This is a genomic window from Streptomyces sp. NPDC002306, assembly GCF_053593435.1.
On record NZ_JBSFCK010000007.1, the window covers coordinates 290,674 to 308,927 of the forward strand.

Below are 18,254 nucleotides of genomic sequence, written 5' to 3' on the forward strand. Positions count from 1 at the left end.
GGCCGACGGTCATGGACCGTCGGCCCCGCTCATGTCTCCGCCCCGGGGCCGTCCGGGGCGTCGGGCGGTGGCGGAGAGGGCGGGTCGCCTTGCCGGTTCGCCGGGTCAGTCGATGTACGCGGGGGACACCGCCGCCGTGTTGAGGCGGTGGGGCCGGCCCGTGCCGTCGGACGGGATGGCGTAGAGGTCGGCTCCGTAGTCGCCCGGCAGGGCGTAGACGAGGGTGTGGTCGTCGCGCCAGACGGCCTGGTCGTCGACGCTGCGAGGCTCGGCCAGCGGCCGCTCGCGCAGGGTGCGCAGATCGAGGACGTACAGGTGCCAGGGGGCGTCGGCGGGCAGGCCCGGGACGCGTTTCTTGAAGGCGATCCGGGTGCCGTCGGGGGAGAGGGACGGGCACTCCACGTTCGTGCGCAGCGTCGTCACCGTGCGGGTGCGCAGGTCGCCGCGGACCAGATAGGTCTTCCCCCTGGTCGCCAGCGTCGCGTAGAACGTGCGGTCGTCCGCAGCGAAGGTCACGCCCCAGAAATTGGCGTCGGCCGCCTGGTAGCGGTGACCGTCCCGCATGATCCGGAACGCCTCCAGGGACGGGATCAGGCGTCCCGTCCGGGTGTCCACGATCGCCGCCCGGGTGGAGAAGTTCGTCCCGGCGTAGGAGTCGCCGCCGACGAACGCCGTCCAGGCGGCGAAGCGGCCGGTGGGGGAGACCCGGGCGCGGGAGGGGATGCCGGGGACGTCGTAGCGTGCCCTCTCCTTCAGGCGGGCGTCCAGGATCAGCGCGCGGTAGGTGTCCGAGACCGCGCCGTGTACCGCCTGGAGGCACACTCCGGTGCCGGCGGCGGCGTAGAAGCGCAGGCACCTGACGCCGGAGGCGGTCCGGGGTCCTGCCGGGTCCGACGCGGGCACCGTCGTCAGCTCGTCGCGGTGCGGGCCCCAGGCCATGTTGCGGAAGACCAGGCGGCCGCCGGCGGTCAGGGTGACCGGTCCCGGCGTGACCTCGGGGCCGCCCGTCTGTACCTGGTCGCGGCGCTCGGCACGCGCCGAGGCGTGCAGGACCGAGCCCACCGCGACCGCCGCCAGGACGGCGACGGCCGAGACGAGGACGAGGACGCGGTGACGTCCGGTCATGAGATGTCCTCCACGGAGACGGGACGCAGGACCCGGGAGCAGCAGAGCGCGCACACCGCGAGCGCCACCGTCGAGGCCAGCAGCGCGGTACGGTCGCCCCACAGCGTCCAGGCCGCCCCGAACCCCAGCGAGCAGGCGAAGCGGGCGAGTGCCTGGCCCGTCTGCACCAGGGCGAGGCCCGACGAGCGCAGCGCCTGCGGCACGCTGTCCGAGGCCGCCGCCATCAACACGCCGTCGGTGGCCGCGTAGAAGCCGCCGTGCAGGAGTAGGACGGCGTACGGCAGCGCCGTGCCGTGCCAGGAGGAGAGCAGGACGCCGTACGCCAGGAGCAGCGCGCCGTGTCCGGCCAGGAACACCCGGCGCCCGCCGATCCGGTCCGCCAGCCGCCCCAGCGGCACCGCCAGCAGCAGGAAGGCCGCCGCCGTGCCCAGCGGCAGCAGCGCGAACCAGCGGTCGGGGACGCCCAGACGGTGTTGCAGCAGCAGGTAGACGAAGGAGTCGCTGACCGTGGCCAGGCCCAGCAGCAGGGCGCAGAGCGTGAGGCGGCGCAGGTCGCGGCGGCGCAGCAGCCCCAGGGCGGCGCGGAGCGTGGGGCGCGTGGCCGGGGCGGGCATCCCAGGCGCGTCAGGCACCGCGGACGCCTCAGACACCCTGGGCGCCTCAGACACCCCGGGCGCCTCAGGAGCCATGGTCGTCGGGGCGGCGGTCGGTGCGCCGTTCGGTACGAACAGGACCAGGACCAGCACTCCGGTGACCGCCACACAGAAACTCACGGTGAACACGGCGTCGTAGCCGTCCACCGTCGCCCGCAGGATCAGGAAGGCCGCCAGCGGGCCGAGCAGCGCGCCCGCGGTGTCCATCGCGCGGTGCACGCCGAAGGCGCGGCCGCGGGTCTCGGGCGTGCTGGACAGGGAGATCAGCGCGTCGCGCGGGGCGGTGCGCAGGCCCTTGCCGGTGCGGTCGGCGGCCAGCACCAGGCCGATGGGGGTGAGCGTGTGCGCCAGCAGCAGGAGCGGTTTGCACAGGGCCGAGATGCCGTAGCCGATGCCCGCCACCCACTTGTGCCGGCCGCCGCCCCGGTCGGCCAGATGGCCCCCGGCCAGCCGCACCAGCGCGGAGAAGCCGTTGTAGACGCCGTCCAGGAGCCCGAAGCCCAGCGGGGACAGGCCCAGGCCCGCCACCAGGTACAGCGGGAGCACCGCCGTCACCATCTCCGAGGACACGTCGGTGATCAGGCTGACCGTGCCGAGCGCCAGGACCGTGGGGGCGACCGCGGCGCGGCGCCGCCCGGCGGAGGGCCGGACGGCGCCGTCCGCGGACACCGGCGTGCCGGGAGCCCCGGCACGGCTGTCCGCGACGTACACGTCAGGACGCCCAGATGCCCGTGATGTCCGCGGCGGAGGCCGCGTTGCCCGCGTGGGTGCTCAGGCCCTGCGAGTCCTCCAGGGTGCGCAGCAGGTTGTAGTGGTTGTACCTGGTCGCCGAGCTGGACCCGGCCGTGACCGGCTGGCCGTACAGAACCGTCGGGATGCGGTTGCCGGCCAGCCGGTTGTCCTCGTCGAAGGTGACGACGAGCAGGCTGTTGTGGGTCTTGGCCCAGGTGGCGTACGCGCCCAGGTTGTTCTTCAGCCAGGTGTCACCGCTCGACACCGAGCAGTCGTGCATGTCGCTGCACAGGTTGGGGACGACGAACGAGACGTTCGGCAGGGTGGAGTAGTCGGCCGGGAACTGCGCGAACGTCTTCGCCGTCGAGGTGGGGACGTTGCTGAAGCCGAACCACGGGTTGTGCTTGCGGGCGTATCTGCCGCTGCTGCACGTCGTCGAACCCTGGCTGGGCAGCGTCTCGTTGTAGCTGGCCCAGGTGCGGCCCGCGGCGATCAGCTCGGAGGCCAGGTTCGCGGCCGACGAGAAGCCGGGCGTGTAGCAGCTGTCGTCCGTGACGCCCTGGGTGGAGCCGGAGAACAGGGCGAAGTAGTTCGGCTGGCTCGGGTGGGTCTCGGCGTAGGTCTGGCTCAGGTTGGCGCCGCCGGTGCGGAGCGAGTTGATGTAGGGGGCGCTGGAGGAGCCGATGACCTGACTGTAGGCGTGGTTCTCGAAGACCACGACGACCACGTGGTCCGGGGTCGGCACTCCGGCCGCGGCCTGCGCGGTCGAGGAGCCGCCGAGACCGGTCCACAGGCCGACCGCGGCGGCCGCGAGGGCCAGCCCGGACGCCACGGCTGTACGACTGCGGCGGTACACGGAACTGCCGGACACATCTACCTCCGGTGGGGGAAGGACGAGGGCGGCGGTGCGCACAGAGCATGCTCACGCCAAAATTCCCCCGGCCCACGCCGTCCGCCCCGGCGGATGAAGAACCGATGAACTACTCCCTAGGTGCCGCCAGGGCCGCCAGCACCTGGTGCAGCGGCTCGGCGGCCCGCCGCCGGTACTCCTGGACCGCCCAGCCGTTGCCGTCGGGGTCCTTGAAGTACATGAAGGTGGCGCCGTCCTGCGGCGCGAACTGCTGCGGCTCGCTCACCTCGAGCCCCCGCGCGGTGAACTCCTCGTACGCCGTCTTCGCGTCCGCCACGCACAGCTGCATGCCGTGGTACGTCCCCGGCCGCGGTGTCCCCGTCGGCACCCGCAACCCGTCCACCAGCGCGATCGAACAGCCCGAGCCGGGCGGCGTCAGCTGCACGATCCGCACGCCCTCCATCACCTCGCCGTCGAGGTCGACGTGGAAGCCGACCTTGTCCCGGTAGAACTCCTTCGCCCGGTCCACGTCGGACACGGGCAGCAGGATCACTTCGAGGGTCATGTCCATGAGCGACTCCTTCGCCGGGCGAGAGCCGCGCGGAAGTCCGCGGTACGTCACGCGAACCGCCAGCGCGTCTGGCTGAACAACTCTCCCTTGCCGAAGCCGAAAGCGGTACGGGGCGTCACGGCGAACACGTACGCGGGCCCGTGCTTCGCCTGGAACGCGCCGTCCTCCCGCACCTCGAAGTGCCACACGGGGCCGTACTTCGCCTCCCACGCCCCGGCGAGCTCCCGCAGCCGGGCGTCGTCGGTGACGCGCACCGCCTCGCCCTCGACCACCAGGTCGAGTCCCTGTGCCCAGGCGCTGGTGCCCGTGGTGAGCACGACGTACGGATTCCCGGCGAGGTTCAGCGCCTTGCGCTCCCGCGCGCCGGTGCAGAAGTGCAGCGCTCCGTCCCGCCAGACGCCGATCAGCGGGGTCACGTGCGGCCGTCCGTCCGGCCGTACGGTCGACAGCCAGTAGAGCTCGGCCGCGGCCAGCCGTTCGACGGCCTGCGGCCAGGGGGTCGGCCGGGCGGCGGGGCTGCTGTAGCGCGGGTCGAGAGCGGTCTTCGGATCCTCGTGCGTCATGGCGTCTCCCTCCGAGGCAGGATCCTCCTCCACCGGGCCCGGCCCCGCCCGTCGGCGTGACGCATCGGCGGCGGCCCCGGAGCTTCGGCCGGGGACTGCGGTTAGGCTCGGGCCAGCACGACCTTGATCCGATCGCTTGATCCGATCCCTTGATCCGATGGGAGGCCGGGGATGACGGCGCCGGGGCGCAGGAGCAGCACCTTCATGAGGCTGCTGCGGCACGGCTTCACCGATCCCTCGGCCGCGGAACGGCTCCTGGACAGCCCGGAGCTCGCGGGCGTCCGCGACGACCCGGTGCTCCTGGAGGCGCTGGGCGCGACCGCGGACCCGGACCTCGCGCTGCACGGCCTGGTCCGGCTGCTGGAGGCACAGCCCGGCCCCGCCACGGCCCGCCGTGAACTGCTCGACACGCTGATAGCGGCCAAGCCGCTGCGCGACCGGCTGCTCGGTGTGCTCGGCGCCTCCAGCGCGCTCGCCGACCACCTCGCCCGGCACCCGCGCGACTGGGAGACGCTCGTCACCTACGAACCGCGCGACCTGCACCCCGGGGTGGAGGAGTTCGAACGGGGCCTGGCGCAGGCCGACGACCCCGTCTCGCTGCGCGTCGCCTACCGCCGCTGCCTGCTGTCCATCGCCGCCCGGGACGTGTGCGGCACCACCGGCCTCGCCGAGACCGCCGCCGAGCTCGCCGACCTGGCCACCGCGACCCTGCGCGCCGCCCTCGCCCTGGCCCGGGCCGCCGCGCCGGAGGACGCCGCCCGCTGCCGGCTCGCCGTGATCGCGATGGGCAAGTGCGGCGGCCACGAGCTCAACTACGTCTCCGACGTCGACGTCATCTTCGTCGGTGAGGCCGTCGAGGGCGCCGACGAGGGCAAGGCCCTCAGGTCCGCCACGAAACTGGCCTCCCACCTGATGCGGATCTGCTCCGAGACCACCGTCGAGGGCTCCATCTGGCCCGTCGACGCCAACCTGCGCCCCGAGGGCCGCAACGGCCCGCTGGTGCGCACCCTCGCCAGCCACCTCGCCTACTACCAGCGCTGGGCCAAGACCTGGGAGTTCCAGGCGCTGCTCAAGGCCCGCCCGGTCGCCGGTGACCTCGCGCTGGGCGAGGAGTACGTCGCCGCCCTGGAGCCCCTCGTCTGGCAGGTCGCCGAGCGCGAGAACTTCGTCGCCGACGTGCAGAAGATGCGCCGCCGGGTCGTCGAGAACATCCCGGTCGCCGAGGTCGACCGCGAACTGAAGCTGGGTCCGGGCGGCCTGCGGGACGTCGAGTTCGCCGTCCAGCTGCTCCAGCTGGTGCACGGGCGGGCGGACGTCTCGCTGCGCAGCGGCACCACCCTCGACGCCCTGCACGCCCTGGCCGCCGGGGGCTACGTCGGCCGCGCGGACGCCGTCCAGCTCGACGAGGCCTACCGCTTCCTGCGTTCGCTGGAACACCGCATCCAGCTGTACCGGCTGCGCCGCACCCACCTCGTCCCCGAGGACGAGGCCGACCTGCGCCGCATCGGCCGCTCCCTCGGCCTGCGCACCGACCCGGGCACCGAGCTGATCCGCGAGTGGAAACGGCACACCGGCGTCGTACGCCGACTGCACGAGAAGCTCTTCTACCGCCCGCTCCTCGACGCGGTCGCGCAACTCGCCCCTGTCGAGGCCAGGCTGAGCGCCGAGGCGGCCCGCGAGCGGCTGATCGCGCTCGGCTACGCCGACCCGGCCGCCGCCCTGCGCCACCTGGAGGCCCTCGCCTCCGGCGTCACCCGCAAGGCCGCCATCCAGCGCACCCTCCTGCCCGTCCTGCTGGGCTGGTTCGCGGACTCCGCCGAACCGGACGCGGGTCTGCTCAACTTCCGCAAGGTGTCCGACGCCCTGGGCAAGACGCCCTGGTACCTGCGGCTGCTGCGCGACGAGGGCGCCGCCGCCGAGAACCTCGCCCGGGTCCTGTCCGCGGGCCGCCTCGCCCCGGACCTCCTCATGCGCGCGCCCGAGGCCGTGGCCCTGCTGGGCGACGGAGACGGCGGCGGGGGCGGACTGAGCCCTCGTCCCCGCGCCCACCTGGAGCAGGAGATACTCGCCGCCGTCGGCCGCGCCGAGAACGCCGAGCAGGGGGTCAGGGCCGCCCGTGGCGTCCGCCGCCGTGAACTGTTCCGTACGGCCGCCACGGACATCGTCGGCTCCTACGGCACCGAGGCCCAGCCGATCGAGGCCGACCAGGGCGCGCTGGTGGACCGGATCGGCGGCGCGATCTCCGACCTGACCGCCGCGACCCTCGCCGGCACCCTGCGCGCCGCCGTCCGCGAGACCTGGGGGGACGAGCTCCCCACCCGCTTCGCCGTCATCGGCATGGGCCGCTTCGGCGGCCACGAACTCGGCTACGGCTCCGACGCCGACGTCCTGTTCGTGCACGAGCCGCGCGAGGGCGTCAGCGACCGGGAGGCCGCCGACGCGGCCAACAAGGTCGTCTCCGAGATGCGCAGACTGCTCCAGATCCCCAGCGCCGACCCGCCCCTCCTCATCGACGCCGACCTGCGCCCGGAGGGCAAGTCCGGCCCGATGGTACGGACGTTGAATTCCTACGAGGCCTACTACCGCCGCTGGTCGCTGATCTGGGAGTCGCAGGCCCTGCTGCGGGCCGAACCGGTCGCCGGGGACGAGGAGTTGGGCCGCCGCTTCATCGAGCTCGTCGACCCGTTGCGCTATCCGGCGGAGGGGCTCGGCGACGAGGCGGCGCGCGAGATCCGCCGGCTGAAGGCGCGGATGGAGTCCGAGCGGCTCCCGCGCGGTGCCGACCCCAAGCTGCACACCAAGCTCGGCCCCGGCGGTCTGTCCGACGTCGAATGGACCGTGCAGCTCATCCAGTTGCGGCACGGCTGGGCGGAGCCGGGCCTGCGCACCACCCGCACCCGGGAGGCGCTGGCCGCCGCCCGCGCCGCCGAACTGCTCTCCGGCGAGGACGCCGAGACCCTCGACGAGGCGTGGATCCTGGCGACCCGGGTGCGCAACGCGGTGATGCTGGTACGCGGCCGGGCGGGCGACACCTTCCCCTCCGACCCCCGCGAACTGGCCGCCGTGGGCCGGTATCTGGGCTACAGCCCCGGTCATGTGGGCGACATGCTCGACGCGTACCGGCGTACGGCCCGCAGGGCGCGGGCGGTGGTCGAGGAACTGTTCTACGGCGCGGCGGGCGAACGCTAGCCGACACCGCGGCCGAGCCGAAACCCGAGAAAAGCACAAACCGAACAAGTCCCCCACCCGAAGCCGAGCCCACCCCACCCCCACCGGCAACAGATGACCGGGTACCCCCGGCACCCCGGCCTCCGGCCACCCTGGTCTCCGGGCCACCCCGGGCACTCCCTGGCCCTCGGCGGCTCCCGGCCTCCCGGGCATTCCGGGCTTCGGCCGTGCCCCGGGCACCCCGGCCCTCGGCCGCTCCCCGGACTTCCGGGCACCCCGGGCTCCTGCCGTGCCTCGGCCCCCGGTCCCCGGCACCCGGGGCCCTGGACTCCTTGCGATCCCGGCACTCTGGCCCTCGGCCGCTTCCGTGACTTCGGCGGCTCCCCGATTCCCGGGCACTCCGGGCTCCCGTCGTGCCCCGGTCCCCGGCACCCGGGGACCTGGACTCCCTGCGGCCCGGCACCCCGGCACCCCGGTCCTCGGCAGCTCCCGGACTCCGGGCACCCCGGGCTTGCGCCGTACCCCGTGCCTCGGCACCCCGGGACCCGGGCACTCCGGCCCTCGGCCGCTCCTGACTTCCGAGCACCCGCCGTGCCCCGGCCCCAGGCAGTCCGGCCCCCCGGCACTTCGGGACCCGGATTCCTTGCGCCCCCGGCACCCCGCGACCCGGCCGCTCCCGGACTCCGGGGCACCCCCTGGGCTCTGGGGCACCCAAGCCCCCCGCGCCCCAGACCCTGGGCCCCGGCACCCCCGTTCCCCCGGCCGCTCCCGCGCCTCAGTCCCCTCCGGACCGGGGCGCGGCGGGCTTACCCGGCGAGGTTCGGCTGTTATGTCTCCTGGGTGGTCTCTGCCTCTGCCTCTGCCTCGCTGTGCTCTCGCTTACCGAGCGGTGCGGGGTCCGCGCCGGCCTGGGTGCCGAACCGTCGGCGGTGTGGTCAGCGAGCGGCCCGGGCTCAGCCTGTCCGCTCGGCTCGTCGCGGGCTTCCGCGCGCGCGGCCGGCCCAGGCGTGCCGCTGAGACCCCGCAGCGGGCCTGGGGCGTGCCCCTGACCCCGTGCCGGGCCTGCGCGGCCGCCGTCCCGGTGTCGCGAGGCGCGCAGGAGTCGGTGCGCTCGATCCGCGCGGCCGCACGCGCGACGGCGCCACCGTGACCGGCCCCGCGGATGGCGGCGGGGGTGGGCGCCGGTGGCGCTAGGTGCGGTGCTGGGCTCCGCGACGGCGCCACCGCGACCCGCCTCGCGGGTGGGTGCCGGTGGCGCGCGGTGCGCCAGCGCGCTCGGCGCGCCCGGGCCGAGGGAGAGTCAGTGCCGTCCGGACGAACGGCGTCTCAGCCGACCGGGTCCGCCGGGCGGACGTGCCGGAAGCGTTCGCTCCATGGCGTGCTCGGAAGGGCGTACGGCAGGGCGCCGTACCAGACCCGGCTCACCGCGAAACCGAAGGCGAGGCACAGCAGGCCGCCCACCGCGTCCAGCCAGAAGTGGTTGGCCGTGGCGACGATGACCACCAGGGTCGCCGCCGGATACAGCAGCCCCAGCACCCGTACCCACGGGACCCGCGCCAGCGCGAAGACCGTCAGCCCGCACCACAGGGACCAGCCGATGTGCATCGACGGCATCGCGGCGTACTGGTTCGACATGTGCTTCAGGTCGCCGGACGCCATCGAACCCCAGGTGTGGTGCACCAGGACCGTGTCGACGAAGCCCCCGCCGTTCATCAGCCGCGGCGGCGCCAGCGGGTAGAGGTAGTAGCCGACCAGGGCCACCCCCGTCGTCGCGAACAGCGCGAGCCGCGTCGCCGCGTAGCGTCCGGGATGCCCGCGGTACAGCCACACCAGCACCGCCAGCGTCACCACGAAGTGCAGCGTCGCGTAGTAGTAGTTCATGCCGACGATCAGCCAAGTCACCGAATTCACGGTGTGGTTGACCGACTGCTCGACCGCGATGCCCAGCCGGTTCTCGGACCGCCAGATCCAGTCGGCGTTGCGCAGCGCCTCGGCCCGCTGCTCCGGGACCGCGTTGCGGATCAGTGAGTACGTCCAGTAACTCACCCCGATCAGCAGGATCTCGAACCAGAGCCGGGGCCGGCGCGGAGTGCGCAGCCGGCGCAGCGGACCCCGCCTCGGGCCGTCCGCGACGGACTGGGGAACGGCCGCCCGTTCGCGGCCTTCCTGTGTCGTCACGGTCGGTTCACCCATAGGCACAAAGTCTGCCAGAAAAGCGTTCCGGCGCCGATCATCCCCTGGTCGGTCACGGGCCGCATGTCCTACTGCCATGGGATTCCCGCCACTCCTACCGACGTACGGTGAAATCCGCCCGATTCTCCGCCCTAAGGACGATTCCGGTCCCCAGGGGCCGAAGCGGTCGACCCCCGCACCACCAGCTCCGGCATGAACACGAACTCGCTGTGCGGCGCGGGCGTCCCGCCGATCTCCTCCAGCAACGTGCGCACCGCCGCCTGCCCCATCGCCGGGACCGGCTTGCGGATCGTGGTCAGCGGCGGATCGGTGAAGGCGATCAGCGGGGAGTCGTCGAAGCCGACCACCGACACGTCCTGCGGGACGCTCAGCCCCCGCTGCCGTGCCGCCCGTATCGCGCCCAGCGCCATCATGTCGCTGGCGCAGACGACCGCCGTGCAGTCGCGGTCGATGAGCGCCGTGGTGGCGGCCTGGCCGCCCTCCAGGGTGTACAGCGAGTGCTGGACGAGCTCGGTCTCGATGGTCTCGGCGGCGAGCCCCAGCTGGTCCTGCACCGCCCGGACGAAGCCGTCGATCTTCCGCTGGACCGGTACGAACCGCTTCGGGCCGAGCGCCAGCCCTATCCGGGTGTGGCCGAGCGACACCAGATGCGTGACGGCGAGCGTCATGGCGGCCCGGTCGTCGGGGGAGATGAAGGGCGCCTGCACCTTGGGGGAGAAGCCGTCGACGAGCACGAACGGCACGCCCTGCGCCCGCAGCTGCTCGTAGCGCTGCATGTCGGCGGTGGTGTCCGCGTGCAGCCCGGAGACGTAGATGATCCCGGCGACCCCGCGGTCGACCAGCATCTCCGTCAGCTCGTCCTCCGTCGACCCGCCGGGGGTCTGGGTGGCGAGCACCGGGGTGTAGCCCTGCCTGGTCAGCGCCTGGCCGATGACCTGGGCGAGGGCCGGGAATATGGGGTTCTCCAGCTCCGGGGTGATCAGGCCCATCAGGCCCGCGCTGCGCTGCCGCAGCCGCACCGGACGTTCGTAGCCCAGCACGTCGAGCGCGGCCAGCACGGACTGACGGGTGGTGGCGGCGACGCCCGGCTTCCCGTTGAGGACCCGGCTGACGGTCGCCTCGCTCACCCCCGCCTGCGCTGCGATGTCGGCAAGCCGTGTGGTCACGGCACCGGACTGTACCGGTCGGAAGCCGCCTTGCACACCAATCGGACGCCGTGTGCGAGCGGTTGGCCGCCCCGCCCCGGGCTGCTGCGTCATCGCGGTCCTCGTGTTCTGGTCGGCGTCCTGTCCCGCAAGGGATGATTCCCGCGCGGGTCACGGTCAGCAAGAGCTTGCAGAGTCTTGCACAACCGGGTCCGATCCCGCTCAGCCCCTGGTTCCACGGGTCTCGCGACGGTCGACGAGAGGTCACGGCGACGTAACTTCCGTGACCTCTTGCGCTTTTTTTCTGCAAGGTCTTTCGCAACGCTTACATGGCTGTTACGTTCTCGACGCCCGGCGGCCGCAACGGCGCAGTCGGCAAGTCACAGGGGCGGCGGACGGGACCGCCACCTGTAGCACACGGGCTTTCACCCTCAAGGAGAACTCATGCGGCGTGGCATAGCGGCCAGCGCGCTGGTGGCGTCTTTCGCCCTCGCGGCGACGGCCTGCGGCGGCAGCGACAGCGGCGACAAGGCCGACGGTCCGGTCACCATCACGTGGTGGGACACGTCCAACGCCACCAACGAGGCACCGACGTACCAGGCCTTGGTCAAGGAGTTCGAGGCCGCCAACAAGAACATCAAGGTCAAGTACGTCAACGTGCCGTTCGACCAGGCGCAGAACAAGTTCGACACGGCCGCCGGTGCCTCCGGCGCCCCGGACATCCTGCGCTCCGAGGTCGGCTGGACCCCCGCCTTCGCCAAGAAGGGCTTCTTCCTGCCGCTCGACGGCACCGAGGCGCTCGCGGACCAGGCCAAGTTCAAGTCGAACCTGATCACGCAGGCGCAGTACGACGGCAAGACCTACGGCGTGCCGCTGGTCACCGACACCCTCGCGCTGGTCTACAACAAGCAGCTCTTCCAGAAGGCCGGCATCGCCGAGGCGCCCAAGACCTGGGACGACCTGAAGAAGGACGCGGCCACCATCAAGGCCAAGACCGGCGTCGACGGCTACTGGGGCTCCACCCAGGCCTACTACGCGCAGAACTTCCTCTACGGCGAGGGCACCGACACCGTCGACGCCGCCGCGAAGAAGATCACGGTCAACTCCGACGCCGCGAAGAAGGCGTACGGCACCTGGCTCGGCCTGTTCTCCGGCAAGGGCCTGCACAAGGCGGACACCACCGCCGACGCCTACGCCCACATCCAGGACGCGTTCGTCAACGGCAAGGTCGCCGCGATCGTCCAGGGCCCCTGGGAGATCACGAACTTCTACAAGGGTTCGGCGTTCTCCGACAAGGCCAACCTCGGCATCGCCACCGTCCCGGCCGGCTCCAGCGGCAAGGCGGGCGCCCCGACCGGCGGCCACAACCTCTCGGTCTACGCCGGTTCGGACAAGGCCCACCAGGAGGCCTCGCTGAAGTTCGTGAACTTCATGACCTCGGCGAAGAGCCAGGCGGCCATCGCGCTGAAGAACTCCACGCTGCCCACGCGTGACGACGCCTACACCGACCAGGTCAAGGCCGACCCGGGCATCGCCGGCTACGGCACGGTCCTCGCCGCCGCCCAGCCGCGCCCCGCGCTGCCCGAGTACAGCTCCCTGTGGGGTCCGCTGGACACCGAGCTGCCCAAGATCGCGGGTGGCAAGGAGCCCCTCGACAAGGGCCTGAGCAACGTCGAGACCGCCATCGCCAAGCTGGTGCCGGACTTCAGCAAGTGACCCCGAGTGGCCGCCGGATCCTCCTGACTCATGGGGGGAAGGATCCGGCGGCCACCGGCCTGACCCGGTCCGGCCACCGAGGCGGTGTCCGCCCAGCCACTTCTCAGAGCCGAAGAACTTCCAGAAGGTGTCGAACATGACAGTCGCCATCGACCGCGCCACCGGCAAGCGCCACGGTGACCGCGCGCCGCGGCCCGGGCTGGGCCAACGCCTGAAGCACGGATACCAGAAGCACTGGTACGCGTACGCGATGATCGCCCCCGTGGCCGTCGTGCTCGGCGTCCTCGTGATCTACCCCCTGGTGTACGGGCTCTATCTCACCCTCACCGACGCGAACAGCCTCAACACGGCCCGCACGATCGGCGTCAACCACATCGACGCCACCTACAAGTTCATCGGCCTGGACAACTATCAGGACATCCTGTTCGGCCCGACGTCGTACGACCGCTTCTGGTCGCACTTCATCTGGACGATCGTGTGGACCGCGCTCTGCGTCGCGCTGCACTACGGCATCGGCCTCGGGCTGGCGCTGCTGCTCAACCAGAAGCTGCGCGGCCGCACCCTCTACCGGCTGATCCTGGTCCTGCCGTGGGCCGTGCCCACCTTCGTCACCGTGTTCGGCTGGCGGTTCATGCTCGCCGACGGCGGCATCATCAACTCCGCGCTCGACGCGCTCCATCTGCCCTCGCCCCTGTGGCTGGAGGACACCTTCTGGCAGCGCTTCGCCGCGATCATGGTCAACACCTGGTGCGGTGTGCCGTTCATGATGGTCTCGCTGCTCGGCGGCCTCCAGTCCATCGACGGCTCCCTCTACGAGGCCGCCGAGATGGACGGCGCGAGCGCCTGGCAGCGCTTCCGGTACGTCACCCTGCCGGGTCTGCGCTCGGTCAGCTCCACCGTCGTGCTCCTCGGCATCATCTGGACCTTCAACCAGTTCGCCGTCATCTTCCTGCTGTTCGGCAACACCGCCCCCGATGCCCAGATCCTCGTGACATGGGCGTACTTCCTGGGCTTCGGACAGCAGCCGCGTGACTTCGCGCAGTCGGCGGCCTACGGCATCCTGCTGCTGGCCATCCTGATCGTTTTCACCTCGTTCTACCGTCGCTGGCTGAACCGCAACGAGCAGCAGCTCGCGATCTGAGGCAGGAGATCCCATGAGTACGACCACAGTCGAGACCTCCGCCAAGGTGACCGAGAAGACCCCCGGCGAGGCCCCCCGCAGGTCCCGGCGCCGGGGCGAGACCGGCCTCGCCGGCTCCCTCGCCTCCCACGGCGTCCTGACCGTCGCGAGCCTGATCGCGCTCTTCCCGATCGGCTGGCTGTTCTATCTGTCCCTCGGCCCGGACAAGGACGACTACCTGCACCCCGGCGGCATCTGGGGCAAGATGACGTTCGACAACTACACGTTCGTCCTGGAACACACCAAGTTCTTCGACTGGCTGAAGAGCTCGCTGATCGTCACCCTCGGCACCACGTCCATCGGTGTGCTGATCGCCGCCACCACCGGCTACGCCGTGTCCCGCATGCGCTTCCCCGGCTACAAGAAGTTCATGTGGGTGCTGCTGGTGACCCAGATGTTCCCGGTCGCCGTCCTGATGGTGCCGATGTACCAGATCCTCTCGGACCTGAAACTCATCGACAACTACTTCGGTCTCGTCCTCGTCTACTGCACGACGGTCATTCCGTACAGCGCCTGGCTGCTCAAGGGGTACTTCGACACCATCCCCTTCGAGATCGACGAGGCCGGACGCGTCGACGGGCTCACCCCCTTCGGCACCTTCTTCCGGCTCATCCTGCCGCTCGCCAAGCCCGGACTCGCGGTGGCCGCGTTCTACAACTTCCTCACCGCCTTCAGTGAGGTCGCCTTCGCCTCGACGTTCATGCTCAGCGACGACAAGTACACCCTCGCCGTCGGTCTGCAGTCCTTCGTCAGCGAGCACGACGCCCAGCGCAACCTGATGGCCGCGACCGCCGTGCTGATCGCGATACCGGCCGCCGCGTTCTTCTACCTCGTGCAGAAGAACCTGGTGACCGGCCTCACCGCGGGCGGCACGAAGGGCTGACGCCCAGGCCGTCCCACCCCGGCTCCCGCGCGCCTGACCGCGCGGGTGGCGGCCGCGGTGCCCCATCCGACCCCGCAGGCACCGCGGCCGCCTCGTCACCCTTCGCAGACCCCGACGACCCGACCCCCTTCCCCCACTCTCGACTGCGATCGAGCGGGGGGACCCATCGCAGCAAGGAAGCCATGAGCCAGCACTCCGCCGACCCGGCCGAAAACACCGCCGTCGCCACCGTCGCCCAGCGCGACTGGTGGCGGGACGCGGTGATCTACCAGGTCTATCCGCGCAGCTTCGCCGACAGCAACGGTGACGGCATGGGCGACCTGGAGGGCGTACGTTCCAGACTCCCCTACCTGCGCGACCTCGGTGTGGACGCCGTGTGGCTCAGCCCCTTCTACGCCTCGCCGCAGGCCGACGCCGGTTACGACGTCGCCGACTACCGGGCCGTGGACCCCATGTTCGGCAGCCTCCTGGACGCCGACGCGCTGATCCGCGACGCCCACGCACTGGGGCTCAGGATCATCGTCGACCTGGTCCCGAACCACTCCTCCGACCAGCACGAGTGGTTCAAGCGCGCGCTGGAGGAGGGCCCCGGCTCCCCGCTGCGCGAGCGCTACCACTTCCGCCCCGGCAAGGGCGCGAGCGGCGAACTCCCGCCCAACGACTGGGAGTCCATCTTCGGCGGGCCGGCCTGGACCCGTGCCGCGGACGGTGAGTGGTACCTCCACCTGTTCGCCCCGGAACAGCCTGACTTCAACTGGGAGCACCCGGCGGTCGGCGACGAGTTCCGCTCGATCCTGCGCTTCTGGCTGGACATGGGTGTCGACGGCTTCCGCATCGACGTCGCCCACGGCCTGGTGAAGGCGAAGGGCCTGCCGGACCTCGGCTCGCACGAGCAGCTCAAGCTGCTGGGCAACGATGTCATGCCGTTCTTCGACCAGGAGGGCGTGCACGCCATCTACCGGCAGTGGCGCACGGTCCTCGACGAGTACGCGGGCGAGCGCATCTTCGTCGCCGAGGCGTGGACCCCGACGGTCGAGCGCACCGCCAACTACGTCCGCCCCGACGAGCTGCACCAGGCCTTCAACTTCCAGTACCTGGGCACGGAATGGGACGCGGCGGCGCTGCGCGCGGTCATCGACAGCACCCTGGAGGCCATGCGCCCGGTCGGCGCCCCCGCCACCTGGGTGCTGTCCAACCACGACGTCACCCGCCACGCCACCCGGTTCGCCAACCCGCCCGGTCTCGGCACCCAGATCCGCACCGCCGGCGACCGCGAACTGGGTCTGCGCCGGGCCCGCGCGGCCAGCCTGCTGATGCTGGCGCTGCCCGGCTCGGCCTACGTCTACCAGGGCGAGGAGCTCGGCCTGCCGGACGTCGTGGACCTGCCGGACGAGGTGCGCCAGGACCCGGCGTACTTCCGCGGCGCGGGTCAGGACGGCTTCCGCGACGGCTGCCGGGTGCCGATCCCGTGGACCCGCGAGGGCTCCTCGTACGGCTTCGGCAGCGGTGGCAGCTGGCTGCCGCAGCCGGATTCCTGGGGCGGGTCGAGCGTCGAGGCGCAGCAGGGCGTGCCCGGCTCCACCCTGGAGCTGTACCGCGCCGCCCTCGCCGTCCGCCGCGGCCGGTCCGACCTGGGCGCGGGCGGGTCGGTGCAGTGGCTGCGCGCCCCCGAGGGCGTACTCGCCTTCCGGCGCGGGGAGTTCGTGTGCGTCGCCAACACGACGGGCGAGTCGGTGAACATTCCGGCGTACGGCCGTGTGCTGCTCAGCAGCGGTGAGGTGACGGAGGCCGGCGGCGAGGCGAAGGTGCCCGCGGACACGACGGTGTGGTGGGCGACCGCGTAGGCGCCGCTCCGAAAGTTCTTGCTGCAACTTCCTACGGCCCGCTGCCCTTTTGGGTGGCGGGCCTTTAACATCTGCGCAACCGCGAGGTTTCCGCGGTGTTTCAGCAAGAACCTTCAATGGAGAAGGAACCCCCACATGGCCACTAGCAGAACCGTCTCGGGCGCGCTCGCCCTCGCCGCGGCGGCGGCCGTCATGGCGCCCGGCACCGCCCAGGCCGCCCCGCCCGGCACCAAGGACGTCACGGCCGTCCTCTTCGAGTGGAACTTCGCCTCGGTGGCGAAGGAGTGCACCAACACTCTCGGCCCGGCCGGGTACGGCTACGTCCAGGTCTCCCCGCCCGCCGAGCACATACAGGGCTCGCAGTGGTGGACGTCGTACCAGCCCGTCAGCTACCGGATCGCGGGCCGGCTGGGCGATCGCACGGCGTTCCAGAACATGGTGAACACCTGCCACGCGGCGGGTGTGAAGGTCGTGGCGGACTCGGTCGTCAACCACATGGCGGCGAACGGCGGCACCGGCACCGGCGGCTCGTCGTACACGAAGTACAACTACCCCGGTCTGTACTCCTCCTTCGACTTCGACGACTGCACCGCCCAGGTCTCCAACTACAGCGACCGCTGGAACGTCCAGCACTGCGAACTGGTCGGCCTCGCCGACCTCGACACCGGTGAGGACTACGTCCGCAGGGCCATCGCCGGCTACCTGAACGACCTGCTCACCCTGGGCGTCGACGGATTCCGCATCGACGCGGCCAAGCACATCGACGCGGCCGACCTGGCCAACATCAAGTCCCGGCTGAGCAACCCGTCGGTGTACTGGAAGCAGGAGGTCATCTACGGTTCCGGCGAGGCGGTCCAGCCCACCGAGTACACCGGCAACGGAGACGTCCAGGAGTTCCGCTACGCCTACGACCTCAAGCGGGTCTTCAACAACGAGAACCTCGCGTACCTGAAGAACTACGGCGAGGGCTGGGGCTATCTGAGCAACTCGGTCGCCGGTGTCTTCGTCGACAACCACGACACCGAGCGCAACGGCAGCACCCTCACCTACAAGGACGGCGCGAACTACACCCTCGCCAACGTCTTCATGCTCGCCTACCCCTACGGCGCCCCCGACATCAACTCGGGCTACGAGTGGTCCGACGCGGACGCCGGTCCGCCCAACGGCGGTTCCGTCAGCGCCTGTTGGCAGAACGGCTGGAAGTGCCAGCACGCCTGGCCCGAGATCAAGTCCATGGTCGCCTTCCGCAACGCCACCCGGGGCCAGTCGGTGACGAACTGGTGGGACAACGGGGGCGACGCGATCGCCTTCGGCCGGGGCAGCAAGGGCTATGTGGCCATCAACCACGAGTCCGGCGGTCTGACCCGCACCTACCAGACCTCATTGCCGGCGGGCACGTACTGCAACGTGCAGAACAACACGACGGTCTCGGTGAACTCCGGCGGGCAGTTCACCGCCACCCTGGGCGCCAACACGGCCCTGGCGCTCTACTCCGGCAGGACGAGCTGCTGAACCGCCCCGACCGGGGCGCCCGGTGCCCTTCCCGGCGCCGGGCGGCCCGGTCGGCGGCACGCCTGAACGCCGGTGTGAAAGTTCTTTCCATGGGTTTCAAGACCCTTGCTGTAAACCTT

General features: G+C 71.4%; 13 protein-coding genes. 6 read left to right on the top strand and 7 right to left on the bottom strand.

Annotation, left to right across the window (positions count from 1 at the left end):
• Positions 1-105: 105 nt before the first annotated feature.
• The 5 genes from ACWCQK_RS17145 to ACWCQK_RS17165 all read right to left on the bottom strand — a co-directional run bounded on the left by ACWCQK_RS17145 (position 106) and on the right by ACWCQK_RS17165 (position 4,494).
• Complete coding sequence (locus tag ACWCQK_RS17145) at positions 106-1,125, bottom strand: TolB family protein (protein ID WP_451155952.1); 1,020 nt, start codon at positions 1,123-1,125, stop codon at positions 106-108.
• On the bottom strand, positions 1,122-2,489 hold the full coding sequence (locus ACWCQK_RS17150) for an MFS transporter (protein WP_451155953.1): 1,368 nt from the start codon (positions 2,487-2,489) through the stop codon (positions 1,122-1,124). The genes ACWCQK_RS17145 and ACWCQK_RS17150 overlap by 4 nt, the downstream gene beginning before the upstream one ends.
• Before the next feature lies 1 nt (position 2,490).
• A complete protein-coding gene (locus ACWCQK_RS17155) occupies positions 2,491-3,381 on the bottom strand; it encodes an alkaline phosphatase family protein (RefSeq protein WP_451155954.1) in 891 nt (296 codons plus the stop codon).
• A gap of 109 nt (positions 3,382-3,490) precedes the next feature.
• Entirely contained in the window at positions 3,491-3,931 is a 441-nt protein-coding gene (locus tag ACWCQK_RS17160; protein ID WP_451155955.1) for a VOC family protein, read from the bottom strand.
• Positions 3,932-3,978: 47 nt separating this feature from the next.
• On the bottom strand, positions 3,979-4,494 hold the full coding sequence (locus ACWCQK_RS17165; RefSeq protein WP_451155956.1) for a pyridoxamine 5'-phosphate oxidase family protein: 516 nt from the start codon (positions 4,492-4,494) through the stop codon (positions 3,979-3,981).
• 171 nt (positions 4,495-4,665) lie between these two features.
• Between ACWCQK_RS17165 and ACWCQK_RS17170 the strand changes: the two genes are divergently transcribed.
• The gene (locus ACWCQK_RS17170) at positions 4,666-7,683 is read left to right on the top strand and encodes a bifunctional [glutamine synthetase] adenylyltransferase/[glutamine synthetase]-adenylyl-L-tyrosine phosphorylase (RefSeq protein WP_451155957.1); all 3,018 of its coding nucleotides are present in this window, start codon (positions 4,666-4,668) and stop codon (positions 7,681-7,683) included.
• Positions 7,684-8,988: 1,305 nt separating this feature from the next.
• Here ACWCQK_RS17170 and ACWCQK_RS17175 read toward each other — a convergent pair.
• Positions 8,989-9,855: a phosphatase PAP2 family protein gene (locus tag ACWCQK_RS17175; RefSeq protein ID WP_451155958.1), complete on the bottom strand. Its 867-nt coding sequence runs from the start codon at positions 9,853-9,855 to the stop codon at positions 8,989-8,991.
• A gap of 131 nt (positions 9,856-9,986) precedes the next feature.
• A complete protein-coding gene (locus ACWCQK_RS17180; protein ID WP_451155959.1) occupies positions 9,987-11,021 on the bottom strand; it encodes a LacI family DNA-binding transcriptional regulator in 1,035 nt (344 codons plus the stop codon).
• Between the two features lie 423 nt (positions 11,022-11,444).
• On the opposite strand from ACWCQK_RS17180, the gene ACWCQK_RS17185 reads away from it, so the two are divergent.
• The 5 genes from ACWCQK_RS17185 to ACWCQK_RS17205 all read left to right on the top strand — a co-directional run bounded on the left by ACWCQK_RS17185 (position 11,445) and on the right by ACWCQK_RS17205 (position 18,135).
• Positions 11,445-12,716 carry an extracellular solute-binding protein gene (locus ACWCQK_RS17185; protein WP_451155960.1) on the top strand — a complete coding sequence of 424 codons (1,272 nt, stop codon included), beginning with the start codon at positions 11,445-11,447 and terminating at the stop codon, positions 12,714-12,716.
• Positions 12,717-12,852: 136 nt separating this feature from the next.
• On the top strand, positions 12,853-13,857 hold the full coding sequence (locus ACWCQK_RS17190; protein WP_451155961.1) for a carbohydrate ABC transporter permease: 1,005 nt from the start codon (positions 12,853-12,855) through the stop codon (positions 13,855-13,857).
• Between the two features lie 13 nt (positions 13,858-13,870).
• Entirely contained in the window at positions 13,871-14,779 is a 909-nt protein-coding gene (locus tag ACWCQK_RS17195) for a sugar ABC transporter permease (RefSeq protein WP_451155962.1), read from the top strand.
• Positions 14,780-14,961: 182 nt separating this feature from the next.
• On the top strand, positions 14,962-16,623 hold the full coding sequence (locus ACWCQK_RS17200; RefSeq protein WP_451155963.1) for a glycoside hydrolase family 13 protein: 1,662 nt from the start codon (positions 14,962-14,964) through the stop codon (positions 16,621-16,623).
• Positions 16,624-16,758: 135 nt separating this feature from the next.
• Positions 16,759-18,135: an alpha-amylase gene (locus tag ACWCQK_RS17205; protein ID WP_451155964.1), complete on the top strand. Its 1,377-nt coding sequence runs from the start codon at positions 16,759-16,761 to the stop codon at positions 18,133-18,135.
• Positions 18,136-18,254: the final 119 nt, after the last annotated feature.